This is a genomic window from Marinobacter sp. (genome assembly GCF_041984545.1).
Taxonomy (GTDB): Bacteria; Pseudomonadota; Gammaproteobacteria; order Pseudomonadales; family Oleiphilaceae; genus Marinobacter.
Genome location: NZ_JBHIXV010000008.1, coordinates 81,484 through 99,619, shown reverse-complemented (window position 1 = coordinate 99,619; position 18,136 = coordinate 81,484). Strand labels below are relative to the sequence as shown.

Here is an 18,136-nt window from a genome sequence, read left to right as displayed (position 1 = left end):
AGGCTCAGTGGTCAGTGTTATCGAGGGTCTGGCTGGTATCACTTTCCCTGAACCCGATCAGGTACAGGATGGCGTCCAGCCCCAGGGTGGAAATGGCGTGACGAGCCGATTCCTTCACCAGCGGCTTGGCCCGGAATGCCACACCCAACCCGGCCTGGCTCAGCATTGGCAGGTCGTTGGCGCCATCACCCACGGCGATCACCTGTTCCCTGGAAATATGCTCCTTTTCCGCAATTTCCAGCAGCAGCTCCGCCTTGCGCTGGCCATCGACAATCTGGCCTGACACCCGCCCCGTTACCTTGCCATTCTCGATCTCAAGTTCGTTGGCATAGATGTAATCTATGCCCAGCTTGCGCTGCAGGTGGCGCGCAAAGTAGGTAAAGCCACCGGACAGGATGGCGGTACGGTACCCGAGGGCCTTGAGGCTGCGAATCAGGTGCTCGGCCCCCTCCGTCATGCGAAGACGCTCTGCAATTCGCTCCAGCACGGACTCATCAAGCCCCTTGAGCAGAGCCAACCGTTCGGCGAAGCTCTGGCTGAAGTCCAGCTCGCCCTGCATCGCTCGCTCCGTGATCTCTGCCACCTGCTCACCCACGCCAGCCTCCAGGGCCAGCTCGTCGATCACTTCCGCCTCGATCAGCGTGGAATCCATGTCGAACACCACCAGTCGGCGGTTGCGTCGGAAAATGGAGTCCTCCTGGAAGGCGATGTCCACATTCATTTCGGCGGCGATGTGCAGGAAGTCCGACCGCAGGGTCTCGAGATCCGACGGAGTCCCGCGCACCGAGAATTCCACACAGGCGATGCGGTTTTCAGATGCGTTCAGGGAGGGCCGGGCCGACAACCTGGAGATGTTGTCAATGTTCAGGCCGTGGCGGGCCGTAATGGCAGACACCCGGGCGATCTGCTCGGCCTTGATGTCCCGGGAGAGGAGCGTAACGATATAGCAGGCCCGGTTGCGCCCTGCCGCCCAGGCCTGGTACTCATCAACGGTAATGGGCGCAAATCGTACCTGAAGATCCAGGGCGTGAAGCCGGAACAGCAGGTCCCGGATCACCGGCGAGGATTTGGACTCGTCGGGAATCTCGATCAGGATGCCCCAGGTCAGGTGATCGTGTATTACCGCCTGACCGATATCGAGGATGCGTACATCGTAGCGCCCCATGATGCCGGTGATTTCAGACGTCAGCCCGGGCTTGTCGCGCCCGGACACATTCACAAGTACCAGTTCACTCACCGTCGCTGCCCTCTGTGCCGGCGTTGGCCTCCTCCTGAGCCCTGGCGGCCGAAGGAATCACATCAATGGTATCCACTCGCTGAAGCCCCCGGGGCAGCTTGTGACCCCGCCGACCGCGCTCACCCAGGTAGTGTTCCAGATCACTGAACTGCAGCCCCAGCTTGCGCTTGCCTGCACGGACTTCCAACTGGTCGTCCTCGGCAAACACTGCGATGGCCACCACGTATTCCTCGCGGTTCTGAACCCGGGCCGAGGGAATGCTGATGATCTTGTTGCCCTTGCCCTTGGCCAGTTCCGGCAACTCGCTGAGGGGGAACACCAGCATCCGGCCTTCGTTGGACACGGCCACCAGATACAGCGTCTTATCCGTGGCCGGAATCACCACCGGCGGCATGATCTTCGCTCCCTTGGGCACGCTCACGACGGCCTTGCCGTTGCGGTTCTTGCTGATCATGTAGTTCAGTGAAGTCACAAAGCCGTAGCCGCCGTCAGTCACCAGCAGCGCCTTGCGGGCAGGATCGCCCATCAGCAGACCTGAGAAGTGGGCACCGGAGGGCGGGTTGATACGGCCGGTGAGCGGCTCCCCCTGCCCCCGGGCTGACGGCAGGCTGTGCGCCATCAGCGAATAGGCACGTCCGGTGGAGTCCAGGAAAATCGCCTGCTGGTTATTGCGACCGCGGGCCGCCAGGGCAAACCGGTCGCCGGCCTTGTAGCTGAGTCCTTCGGGCTCGATATCGTGACCCTTGGCGGCGCGCACCCAGCCCTTTTCAGAGAGCACCACGGTGACCGGATCGTTGGAAACCAGGTCCACTTCGCTGAACGCCCGGGCTTCCTCCCGCTCGACAATCGGAGAACGACGGTCGTCGCCGAAAGCGTCGGCATCGGCCTGGAGCTCGTTCTTGATCAGTTCCCGGAGACGGTCCTCGGACCCCAGAATGGCCTGCAGTTCGTCGCGCTCGGCGGACAACTCATCCTGTTCGCCGCGGATCTTCATTTCCTCGAGCTTGGCCAGGTGTCGCAACTTCAGTTCGAGAATTGCTTCCGCCTGATCGGCAGACAGCCCGAAGCGCGACATCAGCTCGGCCTTGGGTTTGTCTTCATTGCGGATGATCTCGATAACCTCGTCGATATTGAGGTAGGCAATCAGCAGGCCTTCAAGAATGTGCAGGCGCGCCAGCACCTTGTCGAGACGATGCTGCAGACGCCGGATTACCGTGGTGCGCCGGAAGGCCAGCCACTCGGTAAGGATCTGCCGCAGCCCCTTGACACCGGGACGGCCGTCATTGCCAATCACATTGATATTGACCCGGTAGGTTTTCTCCAGGTCGGTGCTGGCAAAAAGGTGCGCCATCAACCCGTCGAGATCGACGCGATTGGAGCGAGGCACAATCACCAGACGTGTCGGGTTCTCGTGGTCGGATTCATCGCGCAGATCCGCCACCATGGGCAGCTTCTTGGTCTGCATCTGCTGGGCGATCTGCTCCAGCACCCGGGCCCCGGATACCTGGTGAGGCAGATCGGTAACCACAATCTCGCCGCTCTCACGAATCCAGCGCGCGCGCATGCGCAGGGAACCCCGCCCTGTCTCGTACATCTGGCGGATATCCTTGCGCGGCGTGATGACCTCCGCGTGGGTGGGGAAATCCGGCCCCTTGATATGCTCGCAGAGTTCGTCGACGCCGGCTTCCGGCTGGTCGAGCAGGCGAATACAGGCCGCGGCTACTTCCCGCACGTTGTGAGGCGGAATGTCCGTTGCCATGCCCACGGCAATACCCGTGGTTCCATTAAGCAGAACATGAGGCAGGCGGGCCGGCAACACGGAAGGTTCTTCCATGGTGCCGTCGAAATTGGGTACCCAGTCGACGGTCCCCTGGCCCAGCTCACCCAGGAGCACCTCCGCAAAGGGCGCCAGGCGCGATTCGGTATAACGCATGGCGGCAAACGATTTGGGATCGTCCGGGGAGCCCCAGTTACCCTGGCCGTCCACCAGCGGGTAGCGGTAGGAAAACGGCTGCGCCATCAGCACCATGGCTTCGTAGCAGGCACTGTCGCCGTGCGGATGGAACTTACCCAGCACGTCACCCACGGTTCGGGCAGACTTCTTGTACTTGGACGTGGACTTCAGCCCAAGCTCGGACATGGCGTACACAATCCGCCGCTGCACTGGCTTCAGACCGTCGCCGACGTTCGGCAGCGCCCGGTCGAGAATGACGTACATGGAATAATCGAGATAGGCTTTTTCCGTGTAATCCCGGAGCGAAACCCGCTCGAAGCCTTCATCCGTTGTCTGGAACTCTGGCATGGATGCCTCTTGTCGCCTGATTTGAAAACGTCCGTGGCCTGCTGGACCACACCCGACACACGTACCCGCGCACGGAAACGCACATTATATGGAGCACGGCGCCGATACACCAACAACCCGCAGATTTATTGGAGGAATTCCGGTGCCGGTGCCACAGCTCACTGATTCCAATAGCGGAATTCCCGCATGGAGAGACTGTAAGACGGCGCTTATTCTCCCACTCAGTGAATAGAAGACCGTTTTATTTTCCTCACAAGCGGAACACTATGAAGCCCAATATCAAAGCCTGCGGGCAAGCCATGGTTACAGCCCTGGTCAACGCGGTTCTGGCGCTTGCGCTAATGCTGCTGGTGGAGTTTGCCATTAGCGGCAGCTTTCAGATCCCCGAGCCCTATCTTTGGGCAGGCTTGCTGATCTGGCTGGTGATCTTTGCAGGCCAGTTCTGGCGCCAGCGACACCTTTGTCGATCCTCGGAGGCGCCGGGAAACTCTCCTGATCTTTCCCGATAATTCGAGAAAGGCGCCAAAAAATCGATTAACTTGATCCGGCGCAATCTTTACTGCATCCACCATGACAATTCCGGGCCCGCTGCTATGCTTCCGTTAAAGCCAGCACGGGAAATCAGGAGGCTGTCATGGACTTCGGTAATCGTCTTGGTGTCCGGTTAAAAATTGCCCTGCCCTTTGCCATTACGTCGGTCGCCCTTGTGATCATCGGGCTGTTTGCGGTTAATACAGTACGCAACCTGGTCGAGGACACAGACGTCATTGCCGAGACCTTTCTCCCCTCCGTCAGCGAAATCCTGAACGGCGATCGTGACCTCTACCAGGCGCTGGTCGCCCAGATGGCGTATGTTGACGCCAAACTCAACGACGAGGATGGAGCAAGCCAGCTCGAGAGCTTTTCAGAAAACTCCGAACAGGCCCTGAATCGGTTTAAAAAAGCCGTAGAACGGCTGGATGGAACCGGAGTAGCCGATGTGGCTCGCGGTTTCGACTCGGCTTATGAACAATGGCTTGCTTCCGCCAATCAAGTCATCAATCTCGCACGAACTGGCGAGGCGGAACGCGCCCGGGAATTGGCATCCAGCGAAACCGCGCCGCTCTTTGACAACCTTCGATCCTACTACGACGAGGTGGGTGCTCACGCCGACGAGCGGGCGCAATCCCGCGCCTCCGGCGCGTCTGCAGAAGGGCGAAGCAGCTCTATCGCAGTTTTACTGATCACTGTCGGCGCCATCGTGATCAGTGTGTTGCTGTTCGTCGTGTTTCTCAAACTCATCATCAAATCCATTCGCGCCCTTCGGGAGCAGCTGGACAATATTGCCCAGGGTGAAGGCGATCTGACCAAACGCATTCCGGTAGAACTGGACGACGACCTTGGCAAACTGGCCCGAAGCTTCAATCTGGTTCTTGAGAACCTGCAATCAATGATTGCCTCCATCCAGCAGTTGACCCGGGAACTGGGTACTGGTGCCACGGACCTGGCCCAGGCGGCCAAAGATAACCGCGAGGGCGTGTCCAGCCAGACCGATTCCATTGCCATGGTGGCGACTGCTATTAATGAGATGCAGAGTGCTATTGAAGAAGTGGCCGGTAATGCTTCCAGGGCGGCCGAGCTAACCAAGGAGGCCGAAGAGAATGGCAACAACGGTGCCCGCATTATCCGCAGCTCCTCCGAACAGGTGCACCGGATGGCGGCCCAGATTTCCAAGGCCGTCGAGGTTATCCGGAAACTCTCCTCGGATTCCGACAACATTACCTCGGTGCTGGATGTCATCCGGGGCATTGCCGAGCAAACCAATCTGCTGGCGCTGAATGCCGCCATTGAGGCTGCCAGGGCCGGTGAACAGGGCCGGGGCTTTGCGGTTGTGGCCGATGAGGTACGCACCCTGGCCCAGCGCACCCAGCAATCCACCGAAGACATTCAGACCATGATTACCACGCTTCAAACCGGCGTGGCCGATATTGTGTCAGTGATGGAAACCGGCAGCCGGGAGGCTACGGAAACTGAGAAACTGGCCACCGAGGCCGAGCAGGAGCTGACGGCCATTCTGGGGGCCATGACAAACATTGCGGATATGAATACCAGCGTGGCTTCCGCCACCGAAGAACAGACCCAGGTGATCGACGAGATCAACCGAAGCATAACAGACATCAACGATCTGGCGGCCGAAAGCGCCAACCGGTCGAGGGATATCGACGGGATCAGCGAATCTCTGGAGGGCTACGCCCGGGAGCTCGAGCGTCAAACGGGCAGATTCCGGGTGTAACCCCGGAATCTGGTCTGGGCGGGGTCAGCCCGGTTTACTGCCGGATACCCTCGACAGAAATGATGATCTCCACAGTCTCGGAGGCCTTTCCGAGGTCCATGGGGATGCCGAAGTCCTTGAGTCGAAGCTCGGTTTCGGCTTCAAAGCCCATGCGATAACCACCCCAGGGATCGGCGCCGTGACCCAGCATTTCTGCCTCCAGAGTGATTTCTTTGGTGACGCCACGGAGGGTCAGATCACCGATGATATCGGCCTCTCCGTCATCATCCACCACAACCCGCTTGCTCTTGAAGGTTGCCTGTGGGTACTCGTCCACGTACAGGAAATCTTCGCTGCGAAGGTGCTTGTCGCGCTCGGCGTGGTTGGAATCGACGCTGCTGGTGTCGATGGTGACATTGACGGAGCTGTTCTCGGGGTTGTCCGCATCGTAGGTGAACTGACCATCAAAGTCGTTGAATCGTCCGTAGAGCCAGCTATAACCCAGATGCGAGATCTTGAAGGTGACGAACTGGTGCGCGCCTTTCTTGTCAAACGCGTAAGTGCCGCTGTGTTCACTGGCCTGGGCAAAGCCCACCATTGCCATGGATACGGCGGACGCAAGCAGAACCTTCTTCATGGATATCTCCTTATCTGATGAATGCCCTTCTGGGGCGTTGGACAGGATTCAAATACTCCCGACACTACTTTCCAAACATACGAATCAGGGTGCGGTCACGATCAACGAGGTGATGCTTCAACGCGCCGGCCGCGTGTAACAGCGCCAGCACTACCAGGGCCCAGGTTGACCAGTAATGCACGGTACCAGCCACCTCTTCCATACCCTTGATCCGCCCGGTAACCGAAGGCACATTGAACCAGCCGAACACGCTGATCGCCGAGCCATCCGCGGTGGATATCAGGTAACCGCTGACCATCGCGACAAACACCAGAACGTAGAGGAGCCCGTGCACCAGGTGCGCACTCCTGACCTCCCAGCGCGTGTGGCCAGGCAGCGGCGCGGGTACTTTGTCCGCTAACCGCCAGATCAACCGAAACACCATCACTGCCAGTAGCAGCAAGCCGATGCTGCGGTGGATATCCGGCGCCCTCCGGTACCAGTCGTGGTAATAGGACAGGTCCACCATCCAGTACCCGAGCCCGAACAGTCCGAAAACGGCCAGCGCAACAAGCCAGTGGAGCCCAACGGCTAAAAGCCCGAATCGGCTTGATGTGTTCCTGATAGCCATAATGTTCAATCACCCTGATCCCTGGAATTTGCCTCAGTCTAGAAAGACCACGTGCCCGTGGAAATCAAAATCTTTTGCTGCCGATCATCAGAATTTCTGACCGACCCAACCGCGTTTGCCTTTAGTCGCATAGGGGTTTTACGGATTGTCTCAACCGATCAACGAGATACTCTTATCACATTATTTAACGCCCCGTCCGGGGCCTCAGTGACCGAGAGGACGAGACATGGAACTCGAATTTGACGAAAGCGTGGTTGTACCCAGCAACAACTGATGTTCTGGCGGTGCCTTGCCTTTGCCAGGTGGCCGCTGGGCGCGACTTTTACCTTTCTAAGACCCGCCTGCTGAGAGAGCGGCCATCCGGTCGTAGTGACAGCTAAAGATACAAACGGTTTCCAGTTTCTACATGAAACAGTGGTAATAAATCCGTTTTTTTGGCAACCTTCCTCCCAACTATCAGTAACTTCCTGCTTTCCCAGGCTTAACACGTACTGATACGAGACAGTTCAGTCGCTCGCCCGACTGATGCGTTCGTTCAATCTATCAGAATCGTCTATGTCGCAGCGCCTCCCTGACAAGCTGAAGGCTCCGGAAGTGGATCTGCTCTCCCCAATGCTGAACCGGGAAGGCGACACATGGACCGCAGACTTCCGGGGGCTAAAACTCAGGACGGCACTGCAACCCATCTACAGCATTTCACACAAGCGGATTGTGGGTTATGAAGCCCTGATACGGGCCTTTGATCCCGACAACGCCGCCGTGTTGCCCCTGCATCTGTTCCAGTTGCCTGCTTCAGATGCAGAAAACCTGCTACTTGACCGACTGTGCCGATACCTGCACATACGCAACTACAGCGGCATTCAAGACCAGTTGAACTGGCTGTTCCTGAACGTTTCCCCCCGTGTGGTCACCGCCGGTAGCCAGGCCGACTCCTTCTTCGGGCAGTTGCTGGAAAAAACAGGCTTGCCGCCGCACCGGATCGTGATGGAGATTGTGGAACAGCCCACCGACGATGCGGAGCGGCTGAGAGAGACCGTGGCCTATTACAAGAAGCTCGGCTGCCTCACCGCAATTGATGACTTCGGCGCCGGACACTCCAACTTTGAGCGAATCTGGAACCTCTCACCAGATATCGTGAAGCTTGATCGCAAGCTGCTTACCCGCGCGACCGACGATCACAAGGCCCGGCAGATTCTCAACGGGATTGTGTCTTTGCTGCATCAGTCCGGCTGCCTGGTACTTCTTGAAGGCGTCGAAACCCGGGATCAGGCGATGATTGCCATTGATGCCGGCGTCGATTTTGTCCAGGGATTCTACTTCGAGAAACCGAGCACCGATCTCGGCCAGCTTGGCCGGGGCCCGGCCGACTTCGACCAGTTGCTGCAGGAATACAAGACCCGGAACCAGGTAACCCTGGATCCGACCCGACAGCTGGTGGATTTTTTCAGTGGCTATTTCGAGCAGGCCATTGGCAAACTGCGTGACGGGCTGAGCATGCACCAGGCCTGCGTGGAGCTACTCAATCACCCGGCGGTATCCCGCTGCTATCTGGTGGATGACCGGGGCGTTCAGATGGATGACACCGTGGTGTCAGATACCGCGACCCGGGGCCTTGACCCTCGTTTCAAGCCGCTTGAAAGCACCACCAGCGCCGACTGGTATCGCCAGCAATACCTGCGCCAGGCACTGGCCCAGCCGGAAAGCCTGCACGTAACCGCGCCCTATCTGTGCGTCACCGGCGCCTATATGTGCGTGACCCTCTCCCTCGGGTTCTATCATCAGGGTAAGCTCCAGGTGCTTTGCTGCGACATTCTGGCAAGCCCCACGCCAGCCACTTTATAAGCCTGGCTGAATACCGTACACCATCGCTATCACCGCCACCGTGACCGCACCGATAAACAGGTTCATAGGCACTCCCACGCGCACAAAATCGCTGAACCGATAGCCTCCTGGACCGAAGACCATCATGTTGGTCTGATAGCCCAGGGGTGTGGCAAAGCTGGCTGACGCCGCCATCATTACGGCAATGACAAACGGCTCTGCCGCTACGCCCATGCTGTTGGTCATGGACAGCACGATGGGGATTACCAGCACCGCGGCCGCATTGTTGGTGATCACCTCGGTAAGCACCGACACCACGATGTAAACCAGCAGAATGGTCAGCAGAACGCTGCCCTGGCTCAGTTGCAGGATACCCTCGGCAACATAGCCGGCAGCCCCGGTCTGTTCAAGCGCAGCGCCCAAAGCAAACGAGGCGGCAATGGTGAGAATCACAGGAACGTCCACCGATTTCTGGGCCTGCCCTACCGAGCAGCAGCCCGACAGAATCATCAGCGCCGCGCCCAGCAAAGCGGCATTCAGCATGCTGAGAATGCCGCAGGCCGCCAGCCCCACCAGCACCAGCAGAATACCCCAGGACAACCATGCGCGATCGTGCCTCGGGGTTTCGGTTTCCAGATCGTTGATCAACAGGAAATCCTTGTTGTAACGCTGCCGGCTTACGAACGCGGGTCTTGCTTCCAGCAGCAGAACATCGCCGGGCTTCAGGCGGATATTGCCAAGATTGCCCGATACCCGTTCGCCACCGCGCGCCACTGCCAGCACCACCGCGCCGTAACGGTCACGGAACCGGGCGTCGCGGATGGTCAGCCCCAACACGTCCGACTGTGGGGAAAGTGCCGCTTCCACCAGACGACGCTCAGCCCGGTCCTTGCTCAGACTGGGCTCATCGTCATGCACCGAGGGCACGATACCGTTGATGCGCAGCAGGTCGGAAATGGCCTGGGTATCGCCGGCAAACACCAGTCGATCGCCACCGCGCAGGCGTTCCTCGGAGGGCACCGCGGTTACCACGCTGCCATCCCTCTCAATCTCCACGAGATACAAGCGCTCCAGTTCCCGCAACCCGGCCTCGCCAACCGTCTTGCCTACCAGAGGACCATCGAAGGAGACGGCCACCTCGAGCGTGAACTCTCGCATGGAGCCGAACTTCTGCTGGTCCTTACGGTCGGGCAAGAGCCGGGGCATCACCAGAAGCATGGCGGTCACACCGATGACGGCGACCGGCAGGCCGATGGCGGTAATGGAGAAGATGGAAAAGCCCTGCTCCCCCGTCAGCTGCTGGTACTGACCGTTGATCACCAGGTTGGTGCTGGTACCAATCAGCGTCAGGGTGCCACCGAGGATGGCCGAGTAGCTCAGCGGAATCATCAGCTTGGAAGGGGCAATGCCGATCTTGCGCGACCAGGCATGGACCGCCGGGATCATGGTGGCTACCACCGGTGTGTTGTTGAGAAAACCACTCAGGAGGGAAACCGGCAGCGCAATACGCGCCTGTGCTGAACGCACCGTACGGGGACTGCGAAGCAGATGGTTGACCAGCAGATCGACACCACCGGAGTGATGGATGCCGGCCGCCACCACAAACATGGCGACAACGGTGATCAGGCCACTGTTGCTGAAACCGGAGAGCGCCTGGTCGGCGGACACGATGCCACTGGCACTCAGGACAACCAGCACACCCATCATTACCAGATGGGGCGCAAAACGCCCTGCACTCATAAGCAACAGCGCGGTGCCCGCAAGCCCCAGCGCAAACCAACCCTGCCAGTCCATTAATGGTACTTCCCGGTTTGAAAACTGGCAGGATAACGAGTTTGCAGAATACAGAGAAAGAATAAAGGATGCTTTTTATAGCACCCTAGCACATATGAGGCCCGGGACTCACACTTCGATATCGGCCATGTTGCCGTAGGTCTCCAGCCAGGCCCGGCGGTCCGACGCCCGTTTTTTGCCCAGCAGCATGTCCATGCGGCTATCGGTGTCGTCGCCGTCCTCGATCGTGAGCATCACCAGGCGACGGGTATCCGGTGCCATGGTGGTTTCCCGAAGCTGCAGCGGGTTCATCTCGCCCAGGCCCTTGAACCGGGTGACCGAGATCTTGCCCTTGCGCTTTTCCGCTGCAATCCGGTCGATGATGCCCTGCTTCTCGTGCTCATCCAGGGCGTAGAAGGTTTCTTTACCCAGATCCACCCGGTACAGCGGAGGCATGGCCACGAACACGTGACCCGCCGCCACCACAGGACGGAAGTGCTTCACGAACAGGGCACAGAGCAAGGTGGCAATGTGCAGACCGTCGGAATCCGCATCCGCGAGGATACAGATCTTGTTGTAGCGAAGGCCCTCAAGCTTGTCCGAGCCCGGGTCTACGCCGATGGCCACGGCGATGTCGTGGACCTCCTGGGACGCCAGGATTTCTCCTGAATCCACCTCCCAGGTGTTGAGGATCTTGCCGCGCAGAGGCATGACGGCCTGAAATTCCCGGTCTCGGGCCTGCTTGGCGGAGCCGCCGGCAGAGTCCCCCTCTACCAGGAACAGCTCGGAACGGGCGGTGTCTGCACCCGAGCAGTCCGCCAGCTTGCCGGGCAGCGCCGGGCCTGACGTGACCTTCTTGCGAGCCACCTTCTTGCTGGCCCGCAGCCGCCGCTGGGCGTTGCTGATGAACAGCTCGGCCAGGGCCTCCGCCACATCGGTGTGCTGATTCAGCCACAGACTGAAGGCGTCTTTCACAACGCCGGAGATGAACGCGGCAGCCTCACGTGAGGACAGGCGCTCCTTGGTCTGCCCTGAAAACTGGGGTTCCTGCATCTTGAAGGAAAGCACGTAGGCGGCCCGCTCCCAGATATCCTCGGGCGAGAGTTTCACGCCACGGGGCAGCAGGTTGCGGAACTCGCAGAACTCGCGCATGGCCTCCAGCAGGCCCGTGCGCAGGCCGTTCACATGGGTGCCACCCTGGGCCGTGGGAATCAGGTTGACGTAGCTCTCCATGATCGCTTCGCCGCCCTCGGGCAGCCACTGGATGGCCCAGTCCACGGCCTCCTTGTTGCCGGAGAAACTGCCGGTAAACGGCTCCAGCGGCACCGCCTCAATGTCTGCCAGGGCAGTACGCAAGTAGTCTCTGAGACCGTCTTCGTAGAACCACTCGTCCTTCTCGCCGGTCTTTTCCTGCAGGAAGGTAACGGTCAGCCCCGGGCACAGTACCGCTTTGGCACGCAGGTTATGCCGAAGGCGGCTGACCGAGAAATTGGGACTGTCGAAATACTTCGCATCCGGCGTGAATTTCAGTCGCGTACCGGTGTTTCGCTTGCCAACCGTGTCCACAACCTCAAGCTCGGTGGCCTTGTCGCCGTTGGCGAAGGTCATCCGGTGCAGCTGGCCGTCTCGCTTGATAGACACTTCCAGATGCGTGGACAGCGCATTCACCACCGAGACACCCACGCCGTGCAGACCGCCGGAGAAGTTATAGTTGCCCTGGGAGAATTTGCCGCCGGCGTGGAGGCGGGTAAGAATCAGCTCGACACCCGGCAGGCCTTCTTCCTTGTGCAGATCCACCGGCATGCCCCGGCCATCGTCTTCCACGCTGAGGGAGCCGTCGCTGTAGAGGACCACATCAATGCGCCTGGCATGGCCCGCCAACGCCTCGTCGACACTGTTGTCGATCACTTCCTGTGCCAGATGATTCGGCCGGCTGGTGTCGGTGTACATGCCGGGGCGCTTGCGCACCGGATCCAGACCGCTCAGGACTTCAATGGCATCGGCGTTGTATTGTTGCTGGCTCATGGGCAGGAACGGGCTCCGCGATTGGTGTAGAAAGCTGAGCCATAGCTTAGGGATTCGTGAGCAAAGATCAACGGTTGTTTTGTGGCCGCCAGCGCACGCTCAGCGCGCAAGATCCCGAACCAGGGGCTTGCTGGTAACCCCGGATACTTCCAGCCGCTGCCACTCCACGCCAGGCACGGCCACCACCGCGCAGGGAGAGGTAATCACCTGGGCCACGATCATGCCCTGCCCGGGCTTTCTCGTAACCATATCGAGGGACAACGTGCTGCCGGAAAATCGCGCCTTCTCCAGGGCAATGCCGTAGCCTGCGGTCGACTTCTGGCCCAGGGTTACAAACACCAGATGCTCGCTGGCCAGATCCACCTCACGGATGAGCCGGATACTGAGATTCTGCCCGGGAACGCCCAGTAAGGGTTCCAGGTCATCGGCCGAGTCCACGTAGACCACGCCGGGACCGGTCAGCCCGCAGTGGTCCGACTGGGTGATCTGGCGCACTTCAGTCACCGCTCCACGGTCCATGGCCACGGACGAGCAGGCGGCCAGTGAAACGGCCAGAACTACGCCAGGGACAACAGAATAACGCGCTCTCAAGGACTGTCCTCCATTCGCCTGGTCGGCTCGCTCATTTCCGAATTAGCGGAGTTTAGACTATATCCCTCGAAGCCAACACGAGGTCCGCCAAGTGAATTGATTGTTGGTCTCCGAAAGCTTGTACTCATGCGGAGACCAGCAAGCTCTGTTTCTTGAACTTCAATGATCTGCGGCAGCCCATTCACCGGATACTCGGCGCAGGCCTCGCCGTTTTCGCAAATAAAACCATTGTTGTCCATATCAGTGCCGGCGACCAAAAGATAATTACCCGGCTCAACGTTGCCGAATTCAAAACGATACTGTCCCCCGATCGCAGAAACCACCTGTTGATACACTGTATTCCGTGCTTCATCTGCAGACAGTAGCAAAACGTAGTGGCGACCAGCGTCTCTTGTGTCATTGGGATCGGAAAGGCGCACGTTGACCGGGACCGTAAGACTTCGAACAGTTCCCGATCCCCTGTAGTCGATTTGCAGTTCCGTCGTTCCACTTTGACTTTGTCCCAGCAATGCCGCATTTATGCTCAGAGTTACCATTGAGGGAGCGGGTTCCCCTGCAACTAGCTCAGGCCCGACCCGGAGCCATTCCGCATCGGCTGAAACACCAACGATACTAATGTTGGCCTGCGTCGGATATTGGTTTAACGCAAGTTGGATCTGGCTGTCATTATTAACAAAAGTCACCACGGAAGGGGACGCAGCAAGCACATCTGGAATGTTTCCATCCAAGGCCGCATCCACGGCTTTGACTGCGTTGATGAGACCCGCTCCATATTCGGTGCTGTTTTCCTTTGCATCCGTAAGTTGGCCACCAACCATCAGGGCAAAAAACTCATCGGAAGAGAGTGATGGCTTTTCTCCCTTCATCAGAGCAAACAAGCCTGAAACGTGGGGCGCCGCCATTGAAGTTCCCTGAAGTCCTGCGTATCCGGGCTCGAAAACCCCCTCGTCATCGGTACCCCAGGCACTAACGATAATATCTGCCCGTGTATCCAGATTTGCGTCACGACTGGCATCACCCCCGGGTGCCACCAAACTCACTGACGCCCCAACATTCGAATAAGATGCCCGCTCACCTCCTGCGTCAACTGCACCAACACCCACAACATTCGGATACGCTGCAGGGTATGTCGGTTCGTCGGTCCCCTGATTGCCCGCGGCTGCGACCACCAGCTTTCCAGCATTGTGGGCTGCATTGATCGCGTTTTCGAGCTGAGAATTAGGTGCGACGCCTCCGAGACTGAGATTTATAACATCAATCTCAGCCTGATTACCCGCCCACTCTATCGCAGCAATCAGGTCCGCCAAATTCCCTGTGCCTGCTTCGCCAAGCACCCGTACGGGGATCAGATCAGATCGATGAGCGACACCTACCACTCCAATTGAATTGTCGACAGACGAGACAATTCCAGCTACATGGGTACCATGGAAATTGCTGCTCCTGGGCTGCCCATCACCTGGATCTGCTGGATTGGAATCACGCCCCGGTTGGTTATCCAGGTCATTCTGAAGGCCCACAAAATCCGGCGAAGATGATGACGTAGAGACTAATCGCACGTTCTGTTCAAGATCGGGATGCCAGTTTCCTGCGGTATCGGGAGTCGAACTGAAAAGGCCCGTATCGAGCACAGCAACGCCCACACCAACACCTGCGTTAGGGGCCGCCTGCCAGGCGCTGGGCAGACTGATCAAGGTGGAATTCCATTGGCGCCCGTAAAGGGAATTAGTCTGCGGACTGGTCGTCTGGGCATGGTAAATGTAGTTTGGAGAGGCAGCACTTACGCCCGCCTGATTGCGCAACTGCTGCACCCAAGCGGCAGTTTTGAATTTTGCAAGCGTCCTATTCGCCGCTGCCAAGGACTTAAATTCGTTCTGTCGTAGGTGCCAGACACCTGGCCGAAGCTCTCGAACTGACTCCGCTGACATAGAACTCGTTAGGGACGAAGGGGCGTCTGAATTCGAATTGACTCCCGCAAACGTGACAATTGCCTCACCCGGAACGAAATCGGGGTTCTGGTAGGCCGTATTCATCATACTTTCAGCATTGCGCTCTGCGACGATCAGCACGTAACGAAACGGTCCCCCTGACTGTGCACTCACTCGAATGGTGTAATCGCCACTTCCAGACTCTATGACGTGCAGAATCGACTGAGAGTCGCCAAGCGCGCCAACGAAGACCTCACGATTATCGCCGTCAAAGATCTGCAACCGGGGCCTAGGTGCTTCTAAACGCTCGTCGCTGAAGACCTGAAGGGAGACCCGATCTCCCGGATTAAGGTCAGCGTTGAAATAATCCTGAGAATCCTGCTCAAAGTCGAAACGTGTGCTTTCCCCTGAGCGGGCCGGATATGTTCCTGCCAAAGGGCTCAAATAACCGCCCACCACGCCCGTAACGGGCAGACGTTGAGCCTCATCATCACAATTGTTGCTTGTTGACTGGTTTATGCGCAGATCATCGGCAGTATCAGAGTCAATCCGAGTCTGACTCTCGATCTCAATTACTCCACTAACCGACACCGATTGGGTGGTCACTGCACTCTGAGAGAAGCTACTAAATTCACCCAAGCATCCAGTGCTAGCAGACCCCCCACCACCCCCACAGCCTGCGAGAGCCAGCAGGCCGGAAATGGTCAGGAGCAGTCTCAAGGCGGCAGAAATAGACATGAAGAAAAAACACCATTATCGGAGGTCGTGGCAACGAGCATAGCCCATAGACGAGATACACCGCTGTTTGGTTCTGTTGTCCTACGTAGCTTTATGTACTTCAGATGCAAAAAAGCCGCCTGGAGTTCCCCCCAGGCGGCCTTCATCCTGCCATAACAAGATTACAACGCGTAGAACAGCATGGGCACGAATGCCACAAACAGCAGGGTTGGCCCCATCACTACCAGGGGCAGGAGCAGCCGCTCGTAGCGATGCCAGAAGGAGCCGGTACGCTCGGCGGCCAGCACTTCGGTTTCGCCCACCACCTGCCGGGTGAGCAGATGGTTCAGGGCCACCGGTGGGCTCAGGTATCCCAGCTCGAAGGCCACGAGGCACACTATCCAGAAATGCAGCGGGTCGATTCCGAGCTGAATCGCCGGTTGGGCGATGGTGGCAGACACCAGGATCACCGCACCAAACGGATCCATGACCATTCCGATCACTGTCAGCATCACCACGATTACCAGCATGGCAATCCACGGGCTGGTGAGGTCCTCAGGGAAGAGCGCGTGAACAATATCAGAGCGCTCGAGAATACCGCCAAGACAGATCGAGAACCCGATCAGTGCCAGCAAGGCGCCAATGTGCACGGCAGAATCACTGGCGGCGGCGGAACTGCGGTTCCAGAACGCCTGGGTACGGGTCTCGGCGTCGGCGCGGTTGGCCTGCGTTGAATCCAGTAGCACCAGGGCCAGCATCACCAGCGGCAGGATCAGAGGCGCGCTGTATTCGTTGAATTTGAGCCCGAGAATGGCCCAGATGGCGAGAATTACGAGGGCGCCCACCAGCACGTAGGGTACCAACGCCCGGCTTTCCCTCAGCGCGGCACGAAAAGCGCCGGGCGCCGGTCTCGGCTTCCAGTTACCCTGGGTCTTGCAGACCACCAGGGAGAACAGGGTGGCGGACATAATGAACACCCAGAAGCCCCAGCCATAGAGTTCGGTCGTAGTCACTTCCTTGTTGAGGGCCGCCACCACCACGATGAGCAGGCACGGATTGAGAACCACGCCCAGGCTGCCGGACATTGCCGTGGTCGCCAGCGACAACTGGCGCCCGGCGCCGGCACGGCGCAGTTCATCGTAGACCACACCGCCCACGGCCAGGATAAAGATACCCGAGGCGCCGGTGAACGCGGTCGGGAACGCCGTCGCAAAGATAATCACCGAAGCCAGCAGTGGCGCAGGCAGATTGAACGGCTTGATCAGGTTCAGCAGCAGCTCCGGAATCCGGGTCTGCTTGAGCATCATGCCCACCAGCACGTACAGGCCGATGTTGATGAACATGGACGAAAGGTTGGACATCATCCCGAAGTAGATGGCCAGGCCCGAGGCGTAGCCGTCCACCAGGAAGAAGTACGCCATGGCGATCAGCCCCATGCCGCAGTAAAGCGGAACCACAAGCCCAGAGGAAGCCGCGAGCTTGCCGGCCCGGATGCGCTCGGGGACGTTCACAAATCGAATAGCGTTGATCACCATGAACAGGCCGAACACACCTGCCCAGGCATACTGGAGGTCCATGGTGTCCTCCGAGCCCGGCGAGCTGGCCAGCTTGCCAAGATAGGCGTTGAGAGACAGCACCATCAGGCCGTTCACCACAAACTGCACACCCTGGCTCAGGCGCCACTCCGCCCGGTTGCGGGGCAGCCGCAGGGCAATGTGGTCGGTGTCCAGGGCGGCAATGGCGGCCGCCATGGCGAACATGGCAATGAACAGGTATTTGGTCAGCTCTATGTTGTCGAGCAGGAACTCGGCCAGCCCCTGTTCCACCGCCTTGAACATACCCAGCGCTGGCGTCGCATGTTCGAGGTTCTGCTGGTACAGGGCGTATTGCTGCTGACAGAGCTCCAGGTTGCTCTGCAGGGACTTGCGGATGGCTTCCGGATTGGGGGGCGAGCTGAACAGATCGTCCGGGTCTGGTTTGTAGGCCTGCACCCGTCTCGCCACCTCTGCGTCCACGTCCATTTCCAGCTGGCAGGTGGGTTCCTTGGCGTCAGGGTTCAGCAGGTAGTAGTTCGGCCAGGTCTGTTCGCCCACCCACAGCAACCGCGAGTGCAGGGAGTTTCCCATGCCCAGCAGCAGGGTGAACAACAACAGAAGCAGGAGAACGGCCCCGTGCAATCGGTGCACGGGGTAGAGGGTTCTCGCGGCCGGAGCGGTCAGGGCTCGCCAGTTCATGAGGATTCCGCCC

The 18,136-nt window shown here is 58.8% G+C and carries 12 protein-coding genes; 3 read left to right on the top strand and 9 right to left on the bottom strand.

Features of this window, described 5'->3' with window-relative positions; translation table 11 throughout:
• Window positions 1-4 precede the first annotated feature (4 nt).
• Together serB and parC are read right to left on the bottom strand one after the other, a co-directional pair.
• The gene (gene serB / locus ACFC20_RS05895) at window positions 5-1,237 is read right to left on the bottom strand and encodes a phosphoserine phosphatase SerB (RefSeq protein ID WP_375183435.1); all 1,233 of its coding nucleotides are present in this window, start codon (window positions 1,235-1,237) and stop codon (window positions 5-7) included.
• Window positions 1,230-3,539, bottom strand: a complete 2,310-nt coding sequence (gene parC, locus ACFC20_RS05890; RefSeq protein ID WP_375183434.1) for a DNA topoisomerase IV subunit A — start codon at window positions 3,537-3,539, stop codon at window positions 1,230-1,232. The genes serB and parC overlap by 8 nt, the downstream gene beginning before the upstream one ends.
• 266 nt (window positions 3,540-3,805) lie before the next feature.
• Here parC and ACFC20_RS05885 point away from each other — a divergent pair, with 266 nt between their 5' ends.
• The gene (locus tag ACFC20_RS05885) at window positions 3,806-4,048 is read left to right on the top strand and encodes a hypothetical protein (RefSeq protein WP_375192181.1); all 243 of its coding nucleotides are present in this window, start codon (window positions 3,806-3,808) and stop codon (window positions 4,046-4,048) included.
• 125 nt (window positions 4,049-4,173) lie between these two features.
• Window positions 4,174-5,811 (top strand): methyl-accepting chemotaxis protein, encoded by a 1,638-nt coding sequence (locus ACFC20_RS05880; protein WP_375192180.1) that lies wholly within the window; start codon window positions 4,174-4,176, stop codon window positions 5,809-5,811.
• A gap of 34 nt (window positions 5,812-5,845) precedes the next feature.
• Here ACFC20_RS05880 and ACFC20_RS05875 read toward each other — a convergent pair whose 3' ends face one another.
• Together ACFC20_RS05875 and ACFC20_RS05870 are read right to left on the bottom strand one after the other, a co-directional pair.
• Complete coding sequence (locus ACFC20_RS05875; protein ID WP_091986854.1) at window positions 5,846-6,427, bottom strand: YceI family protein; 582 nt, start codon at window positions 6,425-6,427, stop codon at window positions 5,846-5,848.
• A 64-nt stretch (window positions 6,428-6,491) separates the two neighbouring features.
• Entirely contained in the window at window positions 6,492-7,037 is a 546-nt protein-coding gene (locus ACFC20_RS05870; RefSeq protein WP_375192179.1) for a cytochrome b, read from the bottom strand.
• Window positions 7,038-7,592: 555 nt separating this feature from the next.
• On the opposite strand from ACFC20_RS05870, the gene ACFC20_RS05865 reads away from it, so the two are divergent.
• Window positions 7,593-8,879 (top strand): EAL domain-containing protein, encoded by a 1,287-nt coding sequence (locus ACFC20_RS05865; RefSeq protein ID WP_375192178.1) that lies wholly within the window; start codon window positions 7,593-7,595, stop codon window positions 8,877-8,879.
• Here the strand turns inward: ACFC20_RS05865 and ACFC20_RS05860 are convergent.
• From ACFC20_RS05860 to ACFC20_RS05840, 5 genes are all read right to left on the bottom strand, one after another.
• Entirely contained in the window at window positions 8,874-10,652 is a 1,779-nt protein-coding gene (locus ACFC20_RS05860; protein ID WP_375192177.1) for an SLC13 family permease, read from the bottom strand. The genes ACFC20_RS05865 and ACFC20_RS05860 overlap by 6 nt on opposite strands.
• A gap of 108 nt (window positions 10,653-10,760) precedes the next feature.
• Window positions 10,761-12,656: a DNA topoisomerase IV subunit B gene (gene parE / locus ACFC20_RS05855; protein WP_375192176.1), complete on the bottom strand. Its 1,896-nt coding sequence runs from the start codon at window positions 12,654-12,656 to the stop codon at window positions 10,761-10,763.
• Between the two features lie 99 nt (window positions 12,657-12,755).
• A complete protein-coding gene (locus ACFC20_RS05850; RefSeq protein ID WP_375192175.1) occupies window positions 12,756-13,247 on the bottom strand; it encodes a protease complex subunit PrcB family protein in 492 nt (163 codons plus the stop codon).
• Complete coding sequence (locus ACFC20_RS05845) at window positions 13,244-15,778, bottom strand: S8 family peptidase (RefSeq protein WP_375192174.1); 2,535 nt, start codon at window positions 15,776-15,778, stop codon at window positions 13,244-13,246. Before ACFC20_RS05845 ends, ACFC20_RS05850 begins: the two co-directional genes overlap by 4 nt.
• Window positions 15,779-16,071: 293 nt before the next feature.
• Complete coding sequence (locus tag ACFC20_RS05840; RefSeq protein ID WP_375192173.1) at window positions 16,072-18,123, bottom strand: TRAP transporter large permease subunit; 2,052 nt, start codon at window positions 18,121-18,123, stop codon at window positions 16,072-16,074.
• Between the last annotated feature and the right edge of the window lie 13 nt (window positions 18,124-18,136).

Excerpts from the sequence above, each read along its gene's own strand:
- parC (WP_375183434.1), bottom strand. The coding sequence starts at position 3,539 with ATGCCAGAGTTCCAGACAACGGATGAAGGCTTCGAGCGGGTTTCGCTC.
- ACFC20_RS05885 (WP_375192181.1), top strand. The coding sequence starts at position 3,806 with ATGAAGCCCAATATCAAAGCCTGCGGGCAAGCCATGGTTACAGCCCTG.
- ACFC20_RS05880 (WP_375192180.1), top strand. The coding sequence starts at position 4,174 with ATGGACTTCGGTAATCGTCTTGGTGTCCGGTTAAAAATTGCCCTGCCC.
- ACFC20_RS05875 (WP_091986854.1), bottom strand. The coding sequence starts at position 6,427 with ATGAAGAAGGTTCTGCTTGCGTCCGCCGTATCCATGGCAATGGTGGGC.
- ACFC20_RS05870 (WP_375192179.1), bottom strand. The coding sequence starts at position 7,037 with ATGGCTATCAGGAACACATCAAGCCGATTCGGGCTTTTAGCCGTTGGG.
- ACFC20_RS05865 (WP_375192178.1), top strand. The coding sequence starts at position 7,593 with ATGTCGCAGCGCCTCCCTGACAAGCTGAAGGCTCCGGAAGTGGATCTG.
- ACFC20_RS05860 (WP_375192177.1), bottom strand. The coding sequence starts at position 10,652 with ATGGACTGGCAGGGTTGGTTTGCGCTGGGGCTTGCGGGCACCGCGCTG.
- parE (WP_375192176.1), bottom strand. The coding sequence starts at position 12,656 with ATGAGCCAGCAACAATACAACGCCGATGCCATTGAAGTCCTGAGCGGT.
- ACFC20_RS05840 (WP_375192173.1), bottom strand. The coding sequence starts at position 18,123 with ATGAACTGGCGAGCCCTGACCGCTCCGGCCGCGAGAACCCTCTACCCC.